This window comes from Streptomyces tauricus, assembly GCF_014650955.1.
GTDB lineage: Bacteria > Actinomycetota > Actinomycetes > Streptomycetales > Streptomycetaceae > Streptomyces > Streptomyces tauricus.
The window spans coordinates 550,544-573,244 of sequence record NZ_BMVY01000002.1 but is presented as its reverse complement, the minus strand read 5'-3'; the positions used below and the strand labels follow the sequence as shown (position 1 = coordinate 573,244).

General features: G+C 70.9%; 15 protein-coding genes and 1 pseudogene. 10 read left to right on the top strand and 6 right to left on the bottom strand.

Features of this window, described 5'->3' with window-relative positions; all coding sequences use genetic code 11:
* Together IE278_RS07095 and IE278_RS07090 are read left to right on the top strand one after the other, a co-directional pair.
* The coding region (locus IE278_RS07095) for an SUKH-4 family immunity protein (protein WP_189769812.1) at positions 1 to 1,727 on the top strand (1,727 nt) is incomplete at its 5' end.
* A 210-nt stretch (positions 1,728 to 1,937) separates the two neighbouring features.
* A complete protein-coding gene (locus IE278_RS07090; RefSeq protein ID WP_189769811.1) occupies positions 1,938 to 2,843 on the top strand; it encodes a coiled-coil domain-containing protein in 906 nt (301 codons plus the stop codon).
* Positions 2,844 to 3,109: 266 nt separating this feature from the next.
* Here the strand turns inward: IE278_RS07090 and IE278_RS07085 are convergent, their stop codons facing one another.
* A complete protein-coding gene (locus IE278_RS07085; protein WP_189769906.1) occupies positions 3,110 to 4,687 on the bottom strand; it encodes a sodium/solute symporter in 1,578 nt (525 codons plus the stop codon).
* 26 nt (positions 4,688 to 4,713) lie between these two features.
* Positions 4,714 to 5,193, bottom strand: coding sequence for a DUF485 domain-containing protein (locus IE278_RS07080; RefSeq protein ID WP_189769810.1), 480 nt, complete (start codon positions 5,191 to 5,193; stop codon positions 4,714 to 4,716).
* Positions 5,194 to 5,432: 239 nt separating this feature from the next.
* Here IE278_RS07080 and IE278_RS07075 point away from each other — a divergent pair, with 239 nt between their 5' ends.
* Positions 5,433 to 5,822, top strand: a complete 390-nt coding sequence (locus tag IE278_RS07075) for a hypothetical protein (RefSeq protein WP_189769809.1) — start codon at positions 5,433 to 5,435, stop codon at positions 5,820 to 5,822.
* A 61-nt stretch (positions 5,823 to 5,883) separates the two neighbouring features.
* Here IE278_RS07075 and IE278_RS07070 read toward each other — a convergent pair whose 3' ends face one another.
* Entirely contained in the window at positions 5,884 to 7,407 is a 1,524-nt protein-coding gene (locus tag IE278_RS07070; protein ID WP_373311924.1) for an MFS transporter, read from the bottom strand.
* Between the two features lie 521 nt (positions 7,408 to 7,928).
* Between IE278_RS07070 and IE278_RS07065 the strand changes: the two genes are divergently transcribed.
* The 4 genes from IE278_RS07065 (at position 7,929) to IE278_RS07050 (ending at position 17,305) form a co-directional block, all read left to right on the top strand.
* Positions 7,929 to 8,717 carry an ABC transporter ATP-binding protein gene (locus IE278_RS07065; RefSeq protein WP_189769808.1) on the top strand — a complete coding sequence of 263 codons (789 nt, stop codon included), beginning with the start codon at positions 7,929 to 7,931 and terminating at the stop codon, positions 8,715 to 8,717.
* Entirely contained in the window at positions 8,714 to 11,287 is a 2,574-nt protein-coding gene (locus IE278_RS07060) for an ABC transporter permease (RefSeq protein WP_189769806.1), read from the top strand. Before IE278_RS07065 ends, IE278_RS07060 begins: the two co-directional genes overlap by 4 nt.
* Before the next feature lie 338 nt (positions 11,288 to 11,625).
* On the top strand, positions 11,626 to 15,156 hold the full coding sequence (gene mfd, locus IE278_RS07055; RefSeq protein ID WP_189769805.1) for a transcription-repair coupling factor: 3,531 nt from the start codon (positions 11,626 to 11,628) through the stop codon (positions 15,154 to 15,156).
* 79 nt (positions 15,157 to 15,235) lie between these two features.
* Entirely contained in the window at positions 15,236 to 17,305 is a 2,070-nt protein-coding gene (locus tag IE278_RS07050) for an NACHT domain-containing protein (protein WP_189769804.1), read from the top strand.
* Between the two features lie 10 nt (positions 17,306 to 17,315).
* Here the strand turns inward: IE278_RS07050 and IE278_RS07045 are convergent, their stop codons facing one another.
* On the bottom strand, positions 17,316 to 17,885 hold the full coding sequence (locus tag IE278_RS07045) for a TetR/AcrR family transcriptional regulator (RefSeq protein WP_189769803.1): 570 nt from the start codon (positions 17,883 to 17,885) through the stop codon (positions 17,316 to 17,318).
* 131 nt (positions 17,886 to 18,016) lie between these two features.
* Between IE278_RS07045 and IE278_RS07040 the strand changes: the two genes are divergently transcribed.
* From IE278_RS07040 to IE278_RS07030, 3 genes and pseudogenes are all read left to right on the top strand, one after another.
* Positions 18,017 to 18,940, top strand: a complete 924-nt coding sequence (locus tag IE278_RS07040) for an SCO6745 family protein (RefSeq protein ID WP_373311923.1) — start codon at positions 18,017 to 18,019, stop codon at positions 18,938 to 18,940.
* 247 nt (positions 18,941 to 19,187) lie between these two features.
* Positions 19,188 to 19,904, top strand: coding sequence for an HNH endonuclease family protein (locus IE278_RS07035; protein WP_246570051.1), 717 nt, complete (start codon positions 19,188 to 19,190; stop codon positions 19,902 to 19,904).
* Positions 19,905 to 20,061: 157 nt separating this feature from the next.
* Positions 20,062 to 20,800 (top strand): annotated as a pseudogene (locus tag IE278_RS07030) (N-acetyltransferase).
* A 202-nt stretch (positions 20,801 to 21,002) separates the two neighbouring features.
* Here the strand turns inward: IE278_RS07030 and IE278_RS07025 are convergent.
* Together IE278_RS07025 and IE278_RS07020 are read right to left on the bottom strand one after the other, a co-directional pair.
* The gene (locus tag IE278_RS07025) at positions 21,003 to 21,749 is read right to left on the bottom strand and encodes a hypothetical protein (RefSeq protein WP_189769801.1); all 747 of its coding nucleotides are present in this window, start codon (positions 21,747 to 21,749) and stop codon (positions 21,003 to 21,005) included.
* Positions 21,750 to 21,816: 67 nt separating this feature from the next.
* Positions 21,817 to 22,563 (bottom strand): Rv1352/Rv1906c domain-containing protein, encoded by a 747-nt coding sequence (locus tag IE278_RS07020; RefSeq protein WP_189769799.1) that lies wholly within the window; start codon positions 22,561 to 22,563, stop codon positions 21,817 to 21,819.
* Between the last annotated feature and the right edge of the window lie 138 nt (positions 22,564 to 22,701).

Here is a 22,701-nt window from a genome sequence, read left to right as displayed (position 1 = left end):
CGCGTGGCGCGCGGGGCGCGAAGGCGCCCGGTACGCCGCCGCCTCCCGGGGCGCCCGGTACGCCGGGTGCGCGGCCGGGCGGTCCTCCTCCCGGCGGTCCCGCTCCGGCGTCCGGGCCCGGTGCGCCGGGCGTACCGGCCGGTGGATACGTACCGACGCAGTTCGTCTCGCAGCTCGGCCCGGACGGGCCGGAGGTGCCGGGTGCGCAGGGTGGTCCGGGCGGTCCGGGTGGTCCGGGGGCTCCGCAGCCTCCCGGTGCGCCCAACGCCCCGGGTGCTCCCGGCTCTCCGGGCTCCTCCGGTGGTTCCGGCGGGTCCGGTGGCGTCCACCATGCCGCGACCGTGCTCGCCGGTCCCGCGGTCGGTGGCCCCGGTGCTCCGCAGCCTCCGGGCGCTCCGGGCGCTCCGGGTGCTCCCGGCGCTCCTGGTGCGCCCGGTGCCCCGGGCGGTCCTGGCGGTCCCGGGACTCCGGGTGGTACGCCGCCCGGTGGTGTGCACCATGCCGCGACCATGCTGGCCGGTCCGCCGGTCGGTGGTCCCGGTACGGCTCCGCCCCCGCCGCCCGCGCCCGGTGCGCCCGGTAGGCCTCCCGGTGGCCCCGGCATGCCGCCGCCCGCCCCGCACACGGGTGGTCGGCAGCCGTTCCCGGGACAGCAGCAGCCCTTCCCGGGCCAGCCGATGCCCGGTCAGCCCGGGCCCGGCCAGCCCGGCCCCGGTCAGCAACCTCCGGCCTACGGCTATCCGCAGCACGCCCAGCCCACCGTCGGCCCCGGCTATCAGGCGGTGCTGCGCTACCGCGCCCAGGACGGCAGCGAGCAGCAGCTGATCCGGCGGTCCGCGCCGGGCACCCCGCACCCGGAGTGGCAGATCCTGCACGAGCTGCGGGCGATGAACGTGCCGCCGCAGCAGGTCCTTGAGCTGCACACGGAGCTGGAGTCCTGCGAGCTGCCGGGCGCGTACTGCGCGCGGATGATCCGGGAGAGCTGGCCGCAGGCGCGGATCACGAGCATCGCCTCGTACGGCACCGACCACGCGAGCCGTCAGCAGGGCATGGCGCAACTGCTCGCGCACCAGGGTGAGCTGCACCAGGTCGCGGACGGTCCGGCGAGGCCCGGTCCGGTCCGGGCGCCGCTGCCGCCGGTGCAGTCGGCGCCGCCGATCCCGCCGGAGGCGATCGGGCAGGAGCTGGCGGCGGCCTTCGGGCCCGGTCTGTTCCGGTTCGACCAGGCGGCGGTGTCCCGGCAGGGCGTACCGCCGATCGTGGCGCACACCCTGGTGGTGGCCGGGCTGCCCGTCGACATGAACCCGTTCTTCTGGGCGCAGGCCCAGCCGGGCCGTCCGGTGCCCACGCTCGCCGAACTGGCGCAGGAGCGCGGCATCCAGCCGGGCGCGGACGCGGGTTCGTACCTCGTCATGGGCAGCGACTTCGGCAAGGCGATCTGTGTCCAGTACGGGACCGCGAACATCGTGGCCGTGCCGGTGGAGGCGGGCCCGGGCGGTGCTCCCGTACCGCCGCAGTTCGTGAACACGGGGCTGCCCGAGTTCGCGCGCTCGCTCGCGCTGCTGGGCCGTATGTGGCGTCTTCGGTTCGGGCTCAACCAGGAGCAGGCGGGGCGCTGGACCGTCGATTTCCAGGCGCAGTTGGCCGCGATCGATCCGGCGGCCCTCGGGTCGCCGGAGAGCTGGTGGTCGGTGCTGCTGGAGCAGATGTGGGACGGACTGCTCTGACGGACCGGCACCGAAGCCGAGCGGAGGGGGAGGGCCTGGCCCGGTCGACCGACCGGGCCAGGCCCTCCCGTCTGTCCGGGATCCGTCCCTGTCCGGGACCTGTCTGTCCGGGACCTGTCTGTCCGGGATCAGGCCGGCCCGCATCGGGTCGCGGAATGTGCGGAGTGTCGCGTTATGAACACTTCCGTCTGATCCACCAAGATGAGCGGCATGAGCAGCTCATCGGTGTCGTCGGTGTCCTCGGTGTCGTCTCCGGGCTTCGAAACCGTACGGGGGCGTGGTTACCGCCCGGCGCAGGTCGACGCGTACGCCGCGGAGCTCTCGGCGGGGCGCGACGCCGCCTGGGAGCGAGCCGCGCGGCTGACCGTACTGGCCAGGGAGATGGAAGCCGAGTCGCTGCGGCTGCGCGAGGTCGTGACGGCGCTCGCCCCCCAGACGTACGAGACGCTCGGCGACCGGGCCCGGCGGCTCTTCGAGCTGGGCGAGGAGGAGGCCGCGGCGCTGCGCGAGGACGCGCTGCGGCAGGCGCGCCGGACCGTGGACGAGGCACGGGAGGCGGCCGAAAGGGTGCGCGAGGCCGCGCGGGCGGACGCGGACGAGGTACGGGGCGAGGCCGACGACCGGGCCCGGCACCGGCTGCTGGCCGCGCAGGCCGAGGCCGACGAGATGCGGATCTCCGCGCGGCGCGAGGTGAAGGAGGGCCGTGGTGAGGCCCTGGCCGCGCTGCGCGAGACGCGGCGGCGCGGCGAGAACCTCATCGCCGAGCAGGAGAAGGAGCACGCCGAACGCTGGGAACGGGCCGGGTGCGAGGCCGCCGAGCGGGAGGCCGCGCTCGACGCGCGCCACGAGGAACTCGTCGCGCGCGCCGAGGAGAGCGTGGCCCTGGCGGGCCGGGAACTGGCCGAGGCGCGGGAGGCGGCCCGCCACCTCCAGGAGGACGCGGACGCCCGCGCCGCCGAACTCCTCGCCGAGGCCCGGGTCCGGGAGGAACGCGTGGCCCGCGAGACGGAACGGGTGCTGCGGGAACACGGCGAGCGGTGGGACGAGGTACAGGCCCACATGGACCACGTCCGCAGCAGCCTCGCGGCACTGACGGGCCGGGCGGCGGCGGAGTAGCCCGCGCCCCTGAAGGGGCAAAAGCCGGGGCGAAGCCCCGCTTCTGAGGGGCGCGGGGAACTGCGCAGCTCAGCCCTCGCGGACCCGCACGGGATATCGGGCTGCTCATCTCAGGGGCGCGGGGAACTGCGCAGCTCAGCCCTCGCCGACCCGCACGGGACATCGCGCCCCTCACTTCAGGGGCCGCGAGGAACCACGCGACAAACCCGTACGGGTCCGCAAAGGCCGGCCCGCCGACCCGCGCCGCCCGCGCCCCGCGGTCACGCTCACCCCTTGCGCATCGCCCCCGCGAGGATCAGCCCCTCCACCGCCTCGTACCGCCTCCGGTGTTCCTCCGCCTTCCGCCGGCCCGAGGCGACCGTGCCGAGCCAGCCGAGGGCGAAGCCCAGCGGGATGGAGACGATGCCGGTCGTGGTGAACGGGAACCAGGTGAAGTCGTGGTCGGGGAACGCGGAGATGGGCGAGCCGGAGACGAGGTTCGTGCCGGTCATCAGGATGAGCGTGCCGAGTGAGCCGCCGATGAGCGTGCACAGCAGCCCGGCCTTGGTGTACCGGCGCCAGAAGAGGCTGTAGACCAGCGCGGGCGCGATGGCCGAGGCGCCCAGGCAGAACGACAGCGTGACCAGTGGCTGCAGGCTGTGGTGCTGGACGAGCGTGGCCAGCACGATCGCCGGGAGGCCGACGGCCGCCGCGGACGCCCGGGCCAGCGTCATCTCGCGGCGCGGGGTGAGCTGTTCCTTGCGGTGGGCGAAGACGTCGTGGGCTAGGGAGTTGGCGCAGGCGAGGATCATGCCGGCGACGGAGGCGAGCAGGGTCAGGAAGAGCGCGGCGGTCACGGTGGTGAAGAGGAACGTCTCCGCGGTGGAGACGTCCGCCCCGAACGCGGCCCGGGAACCCATCAGGTACGCCGTGTTGCCCTGCGGGTCCGCGCCCGCGATCGCCTCCCGTCCGATCAAGGCCGTCGCGCCGAAGCCGACGACCGTGATGACGAGGACGAACAGGGCCACGGCCGGCACCGCCCAGGACATCGAACGGCGCACCTGGCGGGCGCTGCCCGCCGTGTACATGCGCATGGTGATGTGCGGCAGACAGGCTCCGCCCAGCACCACCGTCAGCTGTGCGCTGATCATGTCGAGGCGGGGGCTGGGGCCGGTCGAGAACTGCAGGCCGGAGCTGAGGAACCCGGATCCCGCGCCGCTGTTGCGGGCGGCCTGGCCGAAGAGAGCGCCGAGGTTCCAGTCGAACTTGTTGAGGATGAGCACGGCGACGACGGCGCCGGAGCCGAGCAGCATCACGATCTTCAGGATCTGGATCAGCGCGGTGCCCTTCATTCCGCCGATCGCCGCGTAGCTGATCATCAGGAGGCCCAGGCCGACGATGCAGCCCGTCTTCAGGCCCTCGTTGGAGAAGCCGAGGATGAACGCCACCAGGTCGCCGGTGCCCGCCAGTTGTACGAGCATCAGCGGGAGCAGGGCCAGCAGGGTCGCCGCGCACGCGGTGATGCGTACCGCCCGGCCGGGCATGCGCCGGGCGAGGGCGTCGCCCATGGTGAACCGGCCCGCGTTGCGCAGGGGTTCGGCCAGCAGGAACATCAGGAGCATGAGGGACAGGGCGGTGCTCAGGGCGAGTACGACCCCGTCGTACCCGAAGAGCGCGATCACGCCGCCGGTGCCGAGGACCGTGGCGGCGGAGATGTAGTCACCGGCGATGGCGAGGCCGTTGCGCATGGGGGAGAGGCTGCCGTAGCCGGTGTAGAACTCGTCGAGGTCGTCCCGGTCGGGGCCGGTCATCACACAGAGCAGCAGGGTGATGGTGGCCACGACGGTGAACGCCACCAGGGACATCGCCTGGGCGGAACTGCTGAAGCCGGTCACCGGTGTGCCTCCGCGCGCTTGGTGTCCAGCTCGGCCTGCTTCCTGAGCCGTTCGGCGATCGGGTCGACGGTCCTGCGGGCGGTGTACTCGTACAGTCCGATTGCCGCGCCGGTGACGGGGACCTGGATCAGGCCGAGGAGCAGACCGACGGTCAGGCCCTCGGTGACCTCGCCCGTCATCAGCGAGGGCGCGGACGCCGACAGGACGAGGAACAGCGTGAAGTAGCCGAGCGCGGTCAGGGTGGCCACCCGCCGCTGCCACCGGTACGCGGAACGCAGGACGCGCATGTCGCTGTGCTGCCCGAGCGCGCTGTGCCGGGACCGGTGCGGCCCACCGGCCCCGGGCTCCGGCTGCTGCGGTTCCCAGGTGGGGTAGGTGGAGTAGGACGGGGACGAGTTGTGCGGCGGTGGGTGCGGCGGTGGATGGGACGGACGGTGCGGTGGAACGGGGTACGACGGGGACGTGTCGTAAGACATCCCGGTTCTCCTTGCGTGGCTCGGGCCCGGACTGGGCCGCAGGGAGCGGGGGGTGAGCGTGGACGCACGTTACTTGCAGGTAGCCGAGCAAAGCGAGGGTTTCGACAAACTGATTGGTCGGTACGCGCTTACTTCGCTGACCTCGGGTGTTACCCGCGTTAACCCGCGCGCCGGTCCCGGGTGGCGCGTGAAATATCCTGGGGCGCCGCGAGGGCGCGCTTTTCCACCAGGGGGAACCGATGAGTGACGTACGTGAATCCGTGATGCCCCGGCAGGCGCGTGCGGCGCAACTGCTGTTGTTCGCGCTGGCGTTCGTGGGGCTCGTCGTCATGCTCGCCCTGTCGGGCGGGCTGTCGTCCTACGGGGTGGGGAACATGATCGCTCCGTGGCTCCTGATCTGGGTGTGTGCGCTGCTCGCCCTGACGTACGACGGCGGTGCGCGCAACGGCACGCGGCTCACGACGTTCGTGGTGATGCTGTTCGTCGTCGTGGGGTCGTTCAAGCAGGTCTCCGGGGCCACGGCGCCGGGGGAGTTCCTGGACGCCGCACTGCGCATCGCGCTCGGGCTGCCGGTGATGGTGCTGCTGTTCCTGCCGGAGACCACGGCCTGGTTCGACCGGGAGAAGTGACGCCTCAGAAGTTCTGCTCGGCTGCCCGACCCCCGGGCCCCGCTCGATCCTCGGGCCCCGCTCAGTCCCCGGGGCTCTTCAGTACCGGGAAGCGGCGCGGGGCCACGAACAGCAGGACCAGGAAGGCGAGCGCCGCCGCGCAGGCCGCGCCGAAGTAGACGGCGTGGACCGCCTCCGCGACCGCCCGGCGTACGTGTTCGGCCGGCAGGCCCGACTCCAGGGACGCGGTCACCGAGTCGAGGTCGCCCGCGCCGCCCAGCCGCGAGGCCAGTACACCGTTGGCGACCGCGCCGAAGAGCGCGGCGCCGACCGTCTGGCCGGTCTGCCGGCAGAAGAGGACGGAGGCGGTGGTCGTACCGCGCTCCGCCCAGTCGACGGTCGACTGGACGCCGATCAGCAGCGGGAGTTGGAAGAGTCCGAGCGCCCCGCCGAGCAGGAGCATCAGGACGGTGGGCTGCCAGGCGGCGCCTGGGTAGGGGAGGAAGGGGAAGGCGAACAGGATCAGCGTGGCCGTGCCGATGCCGAGCATCGCCGTGTTGCGGAAGCCGATCCGCCGGTAGACGTGCTGGCTGAGGGCCGCCGACACCGGCCAGCTCAACGTCCATACGGAGAGCACGAATCCGGCGGCGACGGGGGTGAGCCCCAGCACCGACTGCGCGTACGTGGGCAGGAAGACGGTCGGGGCGACCATGAGCAGACCCAGGGCGCCGAGCGCCAGGTTCACGGCGGCGATGGTGCGACGGCGCCACACCCAGCCGGGGATGATCGGTTCGGCCGCCCGGCGCTCGACGAGTACGAGGACGCCGATGAGCGCGAGTCCCGTACCGAACAGCGCCGTCGAGGGCGCCGACAGCCAGGGCCAGGCCACTCCGCCCTGCACCAGGGCCGTCAGGAGTACGCCACCGCAGGCGAAGACGGTGAGCGCGCCCGCCCAGTCGACGCGCGGCCGGCGCGCGGGGGCGGCCCGCTCGGGCTCGTGGAGATGGCGGACGAGCAGCCACAGGGCGACCGCGCCGAGCGGCAGGTTGATGAGGAAGATCCAGCGCCAGTCGGCGTACGAGGCGAGCAGTCCCCCGATCGCCGGGCCCGCGATCGCCGAGGTGGCCCACACCGTGGACAGCTTCGCCTGTATCTTCGGGCGCTGCTTGAGCGGGTAGAGGTCGGCGGCGAGCGTCTGGACCGTGCCCTGGAGGGCGCCGCCGCCGAGGCCCTGGACGATCCGGAACGCGATCAGTGCGGCCATGTTCCAGGCGAGCGCGCAGAGCAGGGAGCCGAGGAGGAAGAGGACCGAACCGGCGATCAGGACCGGCTTGCGGCCGAAGGTGTCGGAGAGCTTGCCGTAGACGGGCAGGGTGACGGTCACGGCGAGCAGGTAGCCGGAGAACAGCCACGAGAAGACGGAGAAGCCGCCGAGGTCGCCGACGATCTGCGGCACGGCGGTCGACACGATCGTGGAGTCGAGAGCGGCCAGACCCATGCAGAGCATGAGGGAGGCGACGACGGCCCGGCGCCTGCGGGCCCCGGCCCGCGCCGACGCGGGCCCGTCCTCCGTGACGGCCGGTATCTCGGTGTCCCCCTGGCCCACAGGATTCCTTCCCCTTGCACCTATCTGCCGTGGCCACTCTCCCACTTGAGCCTCGTGTCGCGGGAGGGCGGATGCCGGGTGCGCCCGGAGGCGGAGGCATCCCTGAGAGGGGCTCCTCCCGAGGGTGGACAGCCCCTAGGGGGTGATCCGTACTCCGTCTCGGGGAGGGTTCGTCCCGGCGGAGGACGAGACGGCGGGGGTGCCGTCCTTAACCTGGCTTTATGCCGCTGAGCGTGGTGCGCAGGGCCTGCACAGAGCATGCGCAGAGCGTGCACAGGGCGGTGTCCCGCACCTTCGGGGGTGGGTCCCACACCTTCGGGGGTGGGGTTTTCCCCAGCAGAAGACTGCGCTGGGCACCAGCGCGGGGGACCACCCTCCGCCACCAGACTTAGGGCTGTGAACGGGCGGCGTGACCGCACCGCCGCACCGCACGACGAACTTGCACAGCGCAGAGCACAACTCGCAGTTCACACACCGCAGACCGTCACTGACTTGTCAGTGGCCGACTTAGGAGACATACCGTGACATCGGCTGTAACCATTCCCAGGCACGGGGGCACTGGAGAGCGTACGGCCGTTGCCGCGCGGGCACGGCAGGTCGTGAAGGCGTACGGGTCCGGTGAGACCCGGGTCGTCGCGCTCGACCAGGTCGACGTGGACATCGCACGAGGTCGCTTCACCGCGATCATGGGCCCCTCGGGGTCCGGCAAGTCCACGTTGATGCACTGCCTCGCCGGTCTCGACACCGTCTCGGCCGGGAAGATCTACCTGGACGAGACCGAGATCACCGGGCTCAAGGACAAGAAGCTCACGCAGCTGCGCCGGGACCGGATCGGCTTCATATTCCAGGCGTTCAACCTGCTGCCGACGCTGAGCGCCCTGGAGAACATCACGCTCCCCATGGACATCGCGGGGCGCAAGCCGGACAAGGCGTGGCTGGCCCAGGTCGTCGAGACGGTCGGGCTCGCCTCCCGGCTGAAGCACCGGCCCAACCAGCTCTCCGGCGGCCAGCAGCAGCGCGTCGCCGTGGCCCGCGCCCTGGCCGCGCGGCCCGAGATCATCTTCGGTGACGAGCCCACCGGAAACCTCGACTCCCGCGCCGGCGCCGAGGTACTGGGCTTCCTGCGCCGCTCGGTCGACGAGCTGGGCCAGACCATCGTGATGGTGACGCACGACCCGGTCGCCGCCTCCTACGCGGACCGCGTGCTGTACCTGGCCGACGGACGGATCGTCGACGAGATGCTCCGGCCGACCGCCGACGCCGTCCTCGACCGCATGAAGGACTTCGACGCCCGGGGGCGCACGTCATGACCGTCTTCAAGACCTCCAGGCGCAACTTCTTCGCGCACAAGGGACGCATGGCCCTGTCGGCCGTCGCCGTCCTGCTGTCGGTGGCGTTCGTGTGCGGCACGCTCGTCTTCACCGACACCATGAACACCACCTTCGACAAGCTCTTCGCGACGACCTCGCCCGACGTCACGGTCTCCCCGAAGGGGGCCGAGGCCGACGACACCCCGCAGAACGGCAAGCCGGAGTCGCTGCCCGCCTCGGCCGTCGAGCGGGCGGGCAAGGCGGAGGGCGCCAAGTCGGCCGAGGGCGCGGTCAGTTCGATGAACGTGACCGTCGTCAACAGCGACAACAAGAACATGGGGTCGAGCACCGGGGCCCCGACGATCGCGGGCAACTGGACGAAGAACGACCTGCGTTCGATGGAGATCACCTCCGGACACGCCCCGCGCGGCCCCACCGAGGTGATGGTCGACGCGGACACCGCCGACAAGCACCACCTCAAGATGGGTGACGAGCTGCGCACGATCGCCGTCACCGGTGACTTCAAGGCGAAGATCGTCGGTATCGCCACCTTCAAGATCACCAACCCCGGTGCCGCCGTCGTCTACTTCGACACCGCCACCGCACAGCGCGAACTGCTCGGCTCCACCGGCCGGTTCACCCACGTCAACGTCACGGCCGCCGCCGGCGTGACCGACGCGCAGCTCAAGCGGAACGTGTCCGCGCAGCTCACCGCGGCCGACGGGACGATCAAGGTCCAGACGCAGAAGGAGTACTCGGACGAGAGCCGCGAAGGCATCGGCGAGTTCATGAACGTCATCAAGTACGCCATGCTCGGCTTCGCCGGGATCGCCTTCCTCGTCGGCATCTTCCTCATCATCAACACCTTCTCGATGCTGGTCGCCCAGCGCACCCGGGAGATCGGCCTGATGCGGGCCATCGGCTCCTCCCGCAAGCAGGTCAACCGGTCCGTGCTGATCGAGGCGCTGTTCCTCGGCATCGTGGGCTCGATCCTGGGCGTCGCCGCCGGTGTCGGTATCGCGGTCGGCCTCATGAAGCTCATGTCGATGGCCGGCATGAACCTCTCCACCGCCGACCTGACGGTCAAGACCGCGACCCCGGTCATCGGCCTGGTCCTCGGCGTCGTCGTCACCGTCCTCGCCGCCTACCTGCCGGCCCGCCGCGCCGGCAAGGTCTCCCCGATGGCCGCACTGCGCGACGCCGGTACGCCGGCCGACGGCAAGGCCGGCTGGATCCGCGGCGTGATCGGCCTGCTCCTCACCGGCGCAGGAGGGGCCGCCCTCTTCACCGCGGCCGGCGCCGACAAGGCGAGCGACGGCGCGTCGATGCTGGGCATCGGTGTGGTGCTCTCGCTGATCGGGTTCGTCATCATCGGCCCGCTCCTCGCGGGCGGCGTGGTCCGGTTCCTCAGCGCGTTCCTGCTGCGCGGCTTCGGCCCCGTCGGCCGCCTCGCCGAACGGAACGCCCTGCGCAACCCGCGCCGCACCGGCGCCACCGGAGCGGCCCTGATGATCGGCCTCGCGCTGGTCGCCTGCCTCTCCGTGGTCGGCTCCTCGATGGTCGCCTCCGCGACGGAGGAACTCGACAAGTCGGTCGGCACGGACTTCATCGTCCAGGGCAACCAGCGGATCGTCCCGCAGGCCCAGAAGGCCATCGAGGACACGCCCGGCCTGGAACACGTCACCAGCTACAAGATCGTCGAGGCGAAGCTGACCTCGCCCGACGGAAAGACAGAGGACAGCGACGTCACGGCCGCCGACCCGACGTACGCCAGTGACCTGCGCCGCGAGACGGTCTCCGGTGACCTGGCGGCGGCGTACGGCAAGAACGCGATGTCGGTCGGCTCCCTCTACGCCGACAAGCACGGTGTGAAGGTCGGCGACACGATGACCGTCGCCTTCAAGGGCGGGCAGAGCGCGAAGCTGAAGGTCGCGGCGATCACGAACGACGACACGGCCCTCGACAAGGGTTCGCGGTACCTGAACATCACCACGCTGGAGCAGTACCTGCCGGCCGACAAGATGCCGCCGAACGACATGATGTTCGCCACGGCCAAGGACGGCCAGGAGAAGACGGCGTACGCCTCCCTGAAGAAGTCCCTGGACGCGTACCCGCAGTACCAGGTCCGTGACCAGACCGACTACAAGCAGGAGCTCAAGGACCAGATCGGCCAGCTCCTGAACATGGTCTACGGCCTGCTGGCCCTCGCGATCATCGTGGCGGTCCTGGGCGTCGTGAACACCCTGGCCCTCTCGGTCGTCGAGCGGACCCGCGAGATCGGCCTGATGCGCGCCATCGGCCTCTCCCGCCGCCAGCTGCGCCGCATGATCCGCCTGGAGTCGGTCGTCATCGCCCTCTTCGGAGCGCTGCTGGGCCTGGGTCTCGGCATGGGCTGGGGCGCCACCGCCCAGAAGCTCCTGGCCCTGGAGGGCCTGAAGGTCCTCGACATCCCGTGGCCGACGATCATCGGAGTCTTCATCGGCTCGGCGTTCGTGGGACTGTTCGCGGCGCTGGTGCCGGCGTTCAGGGCGGGCAGGATGAACGTCCTGAACGCCATCGCGACGGACTAGCTGCGCGGGTCGGGGGAAACGGGGGGAGCCCGGTGCCGCCGAGTCTTCGGACTCGGCGGCACCGGGCTGTTCGCTGCGTGCGGGTTCGGTGGGGGCGGGATCTGGGCCCTTAGGGGCGCGGGGAACTGCGCAACCGGGGGCGAGGGGGCGGAGCCCCCATGCAGTGACGGGGAGGGTAGGGGCGGCGGGGGCGGGAAAAGGTCCCGCTGTCCACAGGGGCGGGCGGGGAGGACCCCGGCGTCGTACCCTGGACACCCCCGGCCCGTCAGACGTGTCGGGCGGCTCGCGTTGCCCACCCCACCCCCCCCAACCCCCAGCTCCTCGGACGGAAACCCTTCATGAGCCTGCACGGTCTGCTCGACGCCGTCGTCAAGGACGCCGCACTCACCGAAGCGGTGAAGGCCGCCGGCGACGGCAACCGCATGCACGTGGACCTGGTCGGCCCACCCGCCGCCAGGCCCTTCGCGGTGGCGGCCCTGGCCAGGGAGGCGGGCCGCACGGTACTCGCGGTCACGGCCACCGGCCGAGAGGCCGAAGACCTCGCGGCGGCCCTGCGCTCACTCCTGCCGCCCGACACCGTCGTGGAGTACCCGTCCTGGGAGACCCTGCCCCACGAACGGCTCTCCCCGCGCAGCGACACCGTGGGCCGCCGCATCGCCGTCCTGCGCAGGCTCGCCCACCCCCGCCCCGACGACCCCGAGACCGGCCCGGTCTCCGTCGTCGTCGCCCCCGTCCGCTCGGTTCTCCAGCCCCAGGTCAAGGGCCTGGGCGACCTGGAACCCGTCGCCCTGCGGACCGGCCAGAGCGCCGACCTCGGCGACATCGTGAAGGGCCTGGCGGCAGCGGCGTACGCCCGGGTGGAGCTGGTGGAGAAGCGCGGCGAGTTCGCCGTACGCGGCGGGATCCTGGACGTCTTCCCGCCCACCGAGGAGCACCCGCTGCGCGTGGAGTTCTGGGGCGACGACGTCGAGGAGATCCGCTACTTCAAGGTCGCCGACCAGCGGTCCCTGGAGGTCGCCGAGCACGGCCTGTGGGCGCCGCCCTGCCGGGAACTGCTGCTCACGGACGACGTACGGGCGAAGGCTGCGGCGCTCGCCGAGGAGCACCCCGAGCTGGGCGAACTGCTCGGGAAGATCGCCGAGGGCATCGCGGTCGAGGGCATGGAATCCCTCGCTCCGGTGCTCGTCGACGACATGGAGCTGCTCATCGACGTACTGCCCAAGGGGTCCATGGCCCTGGTGTGCGACCCGGAGCGGGTGCGTACGCGCGCCGCTGACCTGGTGGCGACCTCGCAGGAGTTCCTCCAGGCGTCCTGGGCGGCGACGGCGGGCGGCGGCGAGGCCCCGATCGACGTCGACGCGGCGTCCCTGTGGTCCATCGCGGACGTCCGGGAGCGGGCCCGCGAGCTGGACATGATGTGGTGGTCGGTGTCGCAGTTCGCGGCGGACGAAGAACTCGACACCGACACCCTGAAACTCGGGATGCACGCCCCCGAGACCTACCGCGGCGACACCGCGAAGGCCCTCGCGGACACCAAGGGCTGGCTCGCGGACGGCTGGCGCACGGTGTTCGTCACCGAGGCGCACGGCCCGGCGGCGCGTACGGTCGAGGTGCTGGGCGGCGAGGGCATCGCGGCCCGCCTGGAGTCGGACCTCGGCACGCTGGCCCCCTCGGTCGTGCAGGTGTCCTGCGGCTCGATCGACTACGGATTCGTCGACCCGGCGCTCAGGCTCGCCGTGCTCACCGAGACCGACCTCACCGGGCAGAAGGCCGCCGGCAAGGACGGCGCCCGGATGCCGGCCCGCCGCCGGAAGACGATCGACCCGCTGACCCTGGAGACGGGCGACTACATCGTCCACGAGCAGCACGGCGTCGGCCGCTACATCGAGATGGTCCAGCGGACCGTGCAGAGCGCGACCCGCGAGTACCTGGTCGTCGAGTACGCGCCCGCCAAGCGCGGCCAGCCCGGCGACCGGCTGTACATCCCCACGGACCAGCTGGAGCAGATCACCAAGTACGTGGGCGGCGAGGCCCCGACGATGCACCGCCTCGGCGGCGCCGACTGGACGAAGACCAAGGCGCGCGCCAAGAAGGCCGTCAAGGAGATCGCCGCGGACCTGATCAGGCTGTACTCGGCCCGGATGGCGGCCCCCGGGCACGCCTTCGGCGCCGACACGCCCTGGCAGCGCGAGCTGGAGGACGCGTTCCCGTACACCGAGACGCCCGACCAGCTCACGACCATCGCCGAGGTCAAGGACGACATGGAGAAGACGGTCCCGATGGACCGGCTGATCTGCGGCGACGTCGGTTACGGCAAGACGGAGATCGCGGTCCGCGCGGCCTTCAAGGCGGTCCAGGACGGCAAGCAGGTCGCCGTCCTGGTGCCCACCACGCTGCTGGTGCAGCAGCACTTCGGGACGTTCAGCGAGCGCTACTCGCAGTTCCCCGTCAACGTACGGGCCCTGTCGCGCTTCCAGTCCGACACCGAGGCGAAGGCGACCCTGGAGGGGCTGCGTGAGGGCTCGGTGGACGTGGTCATCGGCACCCACCGCCTGTTCTCCTCGGAGACCAAGTTCAAGGACCTGGGCCTTGTCGTCGTCGACGAGGAGCAGCGGTTCGGTGTCGAGCACAAGGAGCAGCTGAAGAAGCTGCGCGCGAACGTGGACGTACTGACGATGTCCGCGACCCCGATCCCGCGCACCCTGGAGATGGCGGTGACCGGCATCCGCGAGATGTCGACGATCACGACACCCCCGGAGGAACGGCATCCGGTCCTGACCTTCGTCGGCCCGTACGAGGAGAAGCAGATCGGCGCCGCGGTCCGCAGGGAGCTGCTGCGCGAGGGCCAGGTCTTCTACATCCACAACCGGGTCGAGTCGATCGACCGGGCCGCGGCCCGGCTGCGTGAGATCGTGCCGGAGGCGCGGATCGCCACCGCCCACGGCCAGATGACCGAACAGGCCCTGGAGCAGGTCGTCGTCGACTTCTGGGAGAAGAAGTTCGACGTCCTCGTCTCCACGACCATCGTCGAGTCGGGCATCGACATCTCGAACGCGAACACACTGATCGTGGAGCGCGGCGACAACTTCGGCCTCTCGCAACTGCACCAGCTGCGCGGCCGGGTGGGCCGTGGCCGCGAACGCGGCTACGCCTACTTCCTCTACCCGCCGGAGAAGCCGCTCACGGAGACGGCCCACGAACGCCTCGCGACCATCGCCCAGCACACGGAGATGGGCGCGGGCATGTACGTGGCGATGAAGGACCTGGAGATCCGCGGCGCCGGAAACCTGCTGGGCGGCGAGCAGTCGGGCCACATCGCCGGAGTCGGTTTCGACCTCTACGTACGCATGGTGGGCGAGGCCGTCGCGGACTACCGCGCCTCCATGGAGGGCGGTGTCGTGGAGGAGGCGCCGCTGGAGGTCAAGATCGAGCTGCCGGTCGACGCGCACGTCCCGCACGACTACGCCCCGGGCGAGCGGCTGCGCCTCCAGGCGTACCGCGCGATCGCCTCGGTCAACTCCGAGGACGACATCAAGGCCGTACGCGAGGAACTCGTCGACCGTTACGGAAAGCTGCCCGAGCCGGTGGAGAACCTGCTCCTGGTGGCCGGACTGCGGATGCTCGCGCGCGCGTGCGGCGTCGGCGAGGTCGTCCTCCAGGGCAACAACATCCGCTTCGCCCCGGTGGAACTGAGGGAGTCGCAGGAGCTGCGACTCCAGCGCCTGTACCCGGGCACCGTCATCAAGCCGTCCGCCCACCAGGTCCTGGTCCCACGCCCCAAAACGGCAAAGATCGGCGGCAAACCGCTGGTCGGGCGGGAGTTGCTGGGATGGACGGGGGAGTTCCTGGCTTCGATTCTGGGGTCGTAGTCTCTTCTCCGGGGTCGTGGAAGGGCGCCCCGAGCCCCCGAGGGGCACCGCGAGCCTGACGTGATGTCACGGCAGGGCCGTGTTCCGGGCCGAAGTCCGGACGCGCCCTGCCCGTGGCGGGGAAAATACCGGCATGGCGGCCGGGGAGCGCGGAAGTCGGGTTCTGCGGCGATGGGCCCTGGGCTCGGGTGGCTCCCTGCTCGTGATCGGCGGGTTGGGGTGGGCGCTCTCCGCGGACGAGGGTGCCCTGGAATTGTCGGAGCGCACCGACCTGACGGCGATGGCGGTGGCGCTTGTCGGGCTGGTCACCTGGGCGGCAGCGCTATGGCCGAGCCCCGGTGCCCACGAGGACGAGACCGCGGCCGTGGCACGGCTCGTGCGTGAGGTGCGGTCCGCCGGAGAGATCCAGTGGGCGTCCAGCCTGGGTGGCGATCTGACCGCGATCGACGTCACGTTCCGATTCCGCCCTTACGGGAGCGCGCGTGCGGCCCTGCTCCCGCCGACACCGGCAGGCCAACTGGCCCGGGCCGTGGAGGACTACAGGGCGCTTCGCCCGCGACGTCTGGTCATCACCGGGGAAGCCGGAGCGGGCAAGACGGTACTCGCCCGGAAACTGGTGATGGAACTGCTCAGGGTCCGCACGGACCGAGAACCCGTACCGGTACTGATGGCACTGGCCGACTGGGACGAGGACGAGCGGCTGACCGACTGGATGGCCCGGCATCTGCGGAGTGACTACGGCCTGCACCCGCGATCCGCCGACCTCCTCGTGGATTCGCGTTTGGTGCTCCCGGTTCTGGACGGCCTCGACGAGATGGATGCCGCGGACGTCCCGGTTGAGCGATCACGGGCTCAACAGGCTCTCGCGGCCCTGGCCCGCCACCAGGAGGGTACGGATCCGGCACCGCTCGTACTGACCTGTCGTGCCAAGCAGTACGACGCCCTGGAAGCCGCCGACAGCCACATACTGGATGCCGCGCGCATCGAGATCGAACCGGTCACACCGGAGCGGACCGCTGACTTCCTGGAGCTTCGTGGCGCTGCCCGACGGCCGGCACTGTGGCAGCCGGTGCTGGACGAACTGCGTGCCGAACCGGAGGGTGTGCTGGCGCGGTCGCTGTCCACACCGTGGCGCCTGACCTTGGCGGCGACCGTCTATGAACGAGGGTGCGACCCGAGGGAACTCAACGGTCTCTCGGCCGAGAGCGAGGTGGCGGATGTTCTGTTGAGCCGCTACATCGAGTCGGCCGACCGCATCACGCCCAAGGCTCCGGGGCGCTACAGGCAGGGCGACGTCCATCGTTGGCTGCACACGCTCGCGGTGCAGTTGGGCGCCGGGGCTTCGGCCGAGACGGACATCCTGCTGCTGGAACTCGGCTCGCGGCAAGGCGGGGCGGCGGTTCGGGTGGTGTGTCGGAGCGTGACGGTCGCACTGATGGCGGTGATCGCGTGGGTGGCCTGGTCGGCGACGGCGAGCACCCCCATGGCTTGGGCCGACATTCTCCTGGTTCCGGCTCTGGTCGTCCTGAACGAGATGACCGGAAGGCGCCTGATCGCTCCGCTGACCTGGGGAGCGCCACCCCTGGGTTCCGGTCTTTGGAGACTCGGGTTCCGTCTCTTCCTGCGCGGGATGTCCTGTGCTTCGGTGCTTTCTTTGACAGCTCTTGCGCTGTGGGTCGTCCTCATGAGCCTGTACACCGACTGGATGCCTGTGCGGATCCTGGCGCTGACCTCGCCGTTTGTTGTTCTGTTCTGCGTCAACGGGGCGGCATCGTGGATCGACAGGGCGGCGACCGGGCCGTTCGGGGTGATCCGGTCGGGTATCCCCATTCTCGGTACGACCGCTCTTGTAGCGACGCTGTTCGTCGTTGACGGAGGGATGACTCCGGCCGCGTGGCTGATGGCGAGCAGTGCCGGGCTGGTCGCCGCGGCGAAGATGCCGGGACAGCTCGAATACCTCGCCTACCTGCTGGTGTACCGCAGGCAGGTACCTCTTCGGCTGGCCAGATTCCTCACGTGGGCCACCGATGCGGGACTCATGCGTACGTCCGGGCTCGCCTACCAGTTCCGCCACCGCGAGTTCCAGGAGTGGCTGGTGCGACATCCGGAGCCGGTGAGCGTGGTGCCGCCGGTGACTCCCGTGCTGTGAACGGTGACGGTCAACCGGACCGGAACAGCAGGCCCGTGAGTTCATGGAACACCTCCTCCGGGTCCTGGTCGCCCATCGGGCCGGTCAGGTTGTGGCTCAGGAGGAGGGTGGCGAAGCCGTGGGCCAGGGACCAGGCGGCGATGCCCGCGAGGCGGGCGTCGGTGCCCCGGCCCTCCGAAGGGACGGCGGAGACCGCGTTGCGCAGGGTCTCGCCCGCCAGGGCTCTGGCCGTCGTCAGCTCCAGGTCGTTCTCGCGCAGCAGCTCCGGTGTGAACATCACCTGGAAATGCGCGGGGTGTTCGCGCGCGAAGCGTACGTAGCGGACGCCCGCCTCGCGCAGGTCCGCGGCGTCGGTGAGTGTGGCCGCCAGTAGCCCGTACCCCTCCGCCGCGATGGCCGTGAGCAGGCCCGTGCGGTCCTTGAAGTGGTGGGCCGGCGCCGCGTGCGAGACGCCCGCGCGACGGGCGAGGTCGCGCAGGCTCAGCGCGGACGGTCCCTCGGCGGAGATGACGTCGAGCGCGGCGGTCAGGATCGCGCGACGCAGATCACCGTGGTGGTAGGCGCGACGGCCGACGGACATGGGGCTGCTCCTCAACTGGTCGGCTGGTGGCCGCCTATGCCGAATCTAGTCATTGACAAGTTCGATGATGGCGGGCAATCTAGGCAGTGTCAAGTTTTCGGGTGTTCGGGAACGGGTCAGGGGGATGTGCCATGTCTGCTGAGGTCGGTGGGGCGAGGTCGAGTGCTGGGGTCGGGGACGGGGGTGCTGGCGAGGTGGAGCTCGGCAGGGTGCGGCAGATGTGGCATCTGATCGAGCCGCTGCACGCCGTGCTGTATTACGCGCCGGAGGTATCCGAGGAGGCGGCCGCGCTCGGGTTCGACGTGGGGGAGCGCTGGCCGAGCTACTTCCCGCTGCGGGCCGCCCCGTTGGGCGCCGTCGGAAGCGGGCGGGTCGCCTCCGCCTTCTACAGCTTCAGTCCGCGCATGGTCGCCGAACACATGGACCCGGCGTGGGGCATCGCGAGCCCCGAGGCTGTCGTCGAGGCCCGGGGGCGGGGCATCGACCGGGCCTACCGGGCGATATTCGGCGACCGCGTCGACAGTCCTGAGCTGGCCGAAGCTGCCGCTCTTGCCCGCCGGGCGGCGGAGGCCGCCGACCTGGCCGGGCGGCCCCTCGCCGCCGCCAACTCCGGTCTGCCCTGGCCGGAATCACCGCATCGGCAGCTGTGGCACGCGGCGACGATATTGCGCGAGCACCGCGGTGACGGCCACCTCGCCGCGCTGCTCGTCGCCGGTCTCGATCCCGTCGAGTCGCTCGTCTCGTTCGCGGCGATCGGTGCCGCTTCCGCGGAGCGGTTCGGGAGCCGGGGGTGGAGTGCGCGGGAGTGGTCGGACGCCGGTGAACGGCTCGTCGCCCGTGGGCTGTTGGGCGGGGACGGCATCGCCACGGACGCCGGCCGTGCCCTCCGCTCGTCGGTGGAGCGCCACACCGACGAACTGGCCGCCGCTCCCTGGCGGGCTCTGGGGCCCGCGGTGACCGGCCGACTCGCCGATCTGCTCGGCGAGTTCTGGGTCGCGGTCCTCGAATCGGGGCTCCTGCCGTCGGAGACGACACTGGGAATCGGGAAGGTGTGAGGGGCTCGATACGGGACAGCCGGTTTTCGGGAACCCGGGAACCCGGAAGCCCGGAAGCCCGGGAGTAGGGGAGTGGGGGACCCGGGGGGCGCACCACCCCCGTCACGCCGGTGTGCGCCACTTGCTCACCAAAGTCCCTATACGTACCTTTCGCGCCGTTCTTTCCCAACCTCCGGGCCAGTACGGTGAGATGCAGGAAGATCGCCCCCGTAAGGCGGGCATGGGCAAGCAAGAAGAAGGAGCGCCCGTGACGTTCTGGACCAGGACCGCAGGCGTCGCGGCCCTGCTGCTCGCCGCGACCGGCTGTACCGCGGAGACGACCGGTGCCGCCGGACCTCAGGAGCCGGCGGCCGCGGGCGGAGCCGCCCTCACCGCGGTCGACTCACTGACCGTCAAGGGGAGGGCACCCAAGACGGGGTACGACCGCGACAAGTTCGGCACCGCGTGGGCCGACACCGACTCGAACGGCTGCGACACCCGCGACGACATCCTCAAACGGGACCTGAAGGACGTGCAGTTCAGCGACGGCGACTGCAGTGTGAAAAGGGGGACGCTCGCTCCCGACCCGTACACCGACAAGGACGTCACCTTCATACGCGGCGGGCGCAGCGAGGTCGACATAGACCATCTCGTCGCACTGTCGGACGCCTGGCAGAAGGGCGCCGGGAAGTGGGACGCGAGCAAGCGGATAGCACTGGCCAACGACCCGCTGAACCTCCTCGCCGTCGACGCCAGCCGCAATCGCAGCAAGGGTGACGGGGACACCGCGACCTGGCTCCCGCCCCACAAGGCGTACCGCTGCACGTACGTGGCGCGGCAGGTGGCCGTGAAGAAGAAGTATGAGCTGTGGGTCACCGACGCGGAGAAGGCCGCGATGAAGAAGGTGCTGGCCACCTGCCCGGGGCAGAAGCTCCCCACGGGCGGGACGCCGACGCGGGCGCCGAGCCGGTTCCACGCGGACTGACGGAGGCGTTCCGGCAGGGTGCGGTGCGGTGCTTCGCGGTGCCGTGCGGTCCGTGCGGTCCGTGCGGTGCCATGCGGTTCCGTGTGGTCCGTGCGGGGCGGTCCGAAGCGGGAAAAGCGGTTTCACCGAGGCCGGTGCGGTGCCTACCGTGTCCGCCATGGTGCTGAGAATCGCGAGCCTCGCCGAGCGTCCTGAGAGGTACGACGCGGTGGTGGGGATGGCCGACACCTGGCCCGAGTTCATACGCAACGACCTCGTCGGCAACGCGCACTACGGCCAGATCGCCAGGGAGCTGCCGGAGTACGTGCTGTTCGCCGAGGACGAGGGCGGCGATGTGGTCGCGCACGCCTACAGCGTGCCGTTCGCCCTCGGGGACGAGGGCCCGGCCGCGCTGCCGGCCCGGGGCTGGGACGAGGTGCTGGTGTGGGCGTTCGGGGACCTGCGCCGGGGTGTCGTCCCCGACACCGTCAGCGCCATCTCGATCGTCGTCGCCCCGCACGCGCAGGGCACCGGCCTGTCGGCACGATGCTCTCGGCGATGCGTGACAACGCCCGGGCCAAGGGCTTCGGTGAGGTCGTCGCACCGGTGCGGCCGAGCGCGAAGCATCTGGAACCGTGGGCGCCGATGGAGGAGTACGCGTTCCGGACGCGCGAGGACGGGCTGCCGCACGACCCGTGGCTGCGGGTCCACGTCCGGGCGGGCGCATCGAGGCGGTGGCACCGGCGTCGATGACCGTCGCCGCGTCGCTGGACGAGTGGCGGGAGTGGACGGGGCTGCCGTTCGACAAGGAGGGCCGGGTCGAGGTGCCCGGCGCGCTGGTGCCGGTGCACTGCGAGCCGGCGCTCGGGTACGGGGTGTACGTCGAGCCCAACGTGTGGGTGCGGCACGCTCTTTGAGACGCGCACGAAGGCGTCCCGCCGGTCGGGCCACCGGTCGTCGAACCGCCGGTCGTCCCGCGGCTCGCCCCGCCGGTCGGGCACGCCGGACGGGGCATGCCCCCCGTGGACATGCCCCGCCGACTCCCCCTCCCGGGCTCGCGCCGGCTCCCCCCTCCCGGGCTCGCGCGCCCGGCTTTCGCGCCCGCCCCCCCGCAGGGCGTCAGCCGCCCAGGGCGTCCAGGTCTATGACCTTGCCCTTGGGGGTCTCCGCCGGGACCGGGGTGTCGAAGTCGCTGAAGGTGACCGTGCCCGGGTCCTTGGCGGACTTGTTGACGACCTTCAGCAGGTAGGGCTTGCCCTTGGTCGCGACGGACAGCGTGTACGTGTCCTTGCCGTCCTTCTCGTGCAGGACGATCGCCGGGGTGCCGTCGACCGTCGTCGTCCTGCCGCGGGTGGCGTCGGAGTTGACGTCCTGGAAGTCCGCGAGGACGGTATCGAGGTCGCAGAAGGCGGCCATGTCCTTGGCGTCCGAACCCTTCGCGGACATCTTGGTCCACTTGCCGGCCAGCATGGCCACGACCCCGTCGGTCTCCTCCTTCGGCGCGTCCTCGTCCTGGGCGCGGAGGAACTTCTCGTCGTACTTCATGTAGAGGGTGTCGCCGGTCATCAGGAGCTCGGCCTCGCCCTCGCCGTCGGCGCTCATCGTGCCGGCGCAGCGGCCCTTCTTGTCGAGGGCCATGTCGAGGCCGATGCGGCTGCCGTCGTCGTCCACGATGTCGCCCTTCATGCGCAGCGACGTGGCGTTCGAGGTGGCCTCCACGGCCCGGTCGGCTATCTCGCCGCCGCTCAGCCCGGCGAACGGGCCCTTCGGCTTGCTGTCGGCCTTGTCCTCGCCGGGCAGACAGCCGGTGAGGGAGGCGGTGGCCGCGGCGGCCAGGCAGAGAGCGGCAAGTGCGGTGCGACGCATGACGGTTTCCTTCAAAGTCGAGGTGGAGCGGTGGTGGTGGGGGAGGGGAGAAGGAGAGGGCGGGACCTCAGCCGGACTTCTTCCAGTCCTTGCAGCCCGAGGTCTTGAAGTACGCGTCCCCGGCGGCGATGGTCACGACGGCCGAGCCGGACACGTTGTTGTTCGCGATGACCGACTCCATCGAATGGGAGGAGTCCTTGGTCCGCTCCCAGTAGCAGAGGTCGTCCGTGTTGCCGGAGGACCGGTAGGTGCCGGGGGCGATGTCGGCGCCCACCTTGTGCATCCCGCCGTCGCCCTTGATCAGCGTGGCCGGGGTACCGGACGCCTTCGCGTCCACGGCCTCCCAGTCCTTGCAGCCGCTCGTCTTGAAGAGCTTGTCGCTCTTCAAAATCGTCACGTAGCTGGTGCCGCTGACGTTGTCGTTGGCGAGGATCGAGTCCATCTCGCCCGAGGCGTCCTTGGAACGCTCCCAGTAGCAGAGGGCGTCGGTGTTGCCGGTGGTCCGGTAGGTGCCGGGCTTGACGTCGGTGCCGACCTGGAAGTCACCGTCGCCCTGGAACGCCGCCTTCTTCCCGGCCCCCTCGGCCTTGCCGGCCTTGGTGTCGCTCTTCGTGGCCGCGTCGTCGTCGTCGTCGGCGTCGGCGTCGGCGTCGGTGTCGTCCTTGGCCTGCTTGCCGGACTCGCGTCCGGCGGAGGTCGAGGAGCCCCTGCCGTTTCCGGAACCGCTGTCCCCGTCGCCCGCGTTCGCCGACACCGCGCCGATGACGACGACACCTACGACGACCCCCAGCGCGATCTTTCCCTTGGCGCCCACGACAGTCCCCTCTCCAGAGGTTGACGACCGCCTTCACCCGGCGGCCGTTCATCCGATGGGTCAATCACAGCAGAGCTTGTGAACCGAGTCAACACGATTCACGGAGATGGTTGTATACACGTCCGTGAATGGGTAGAC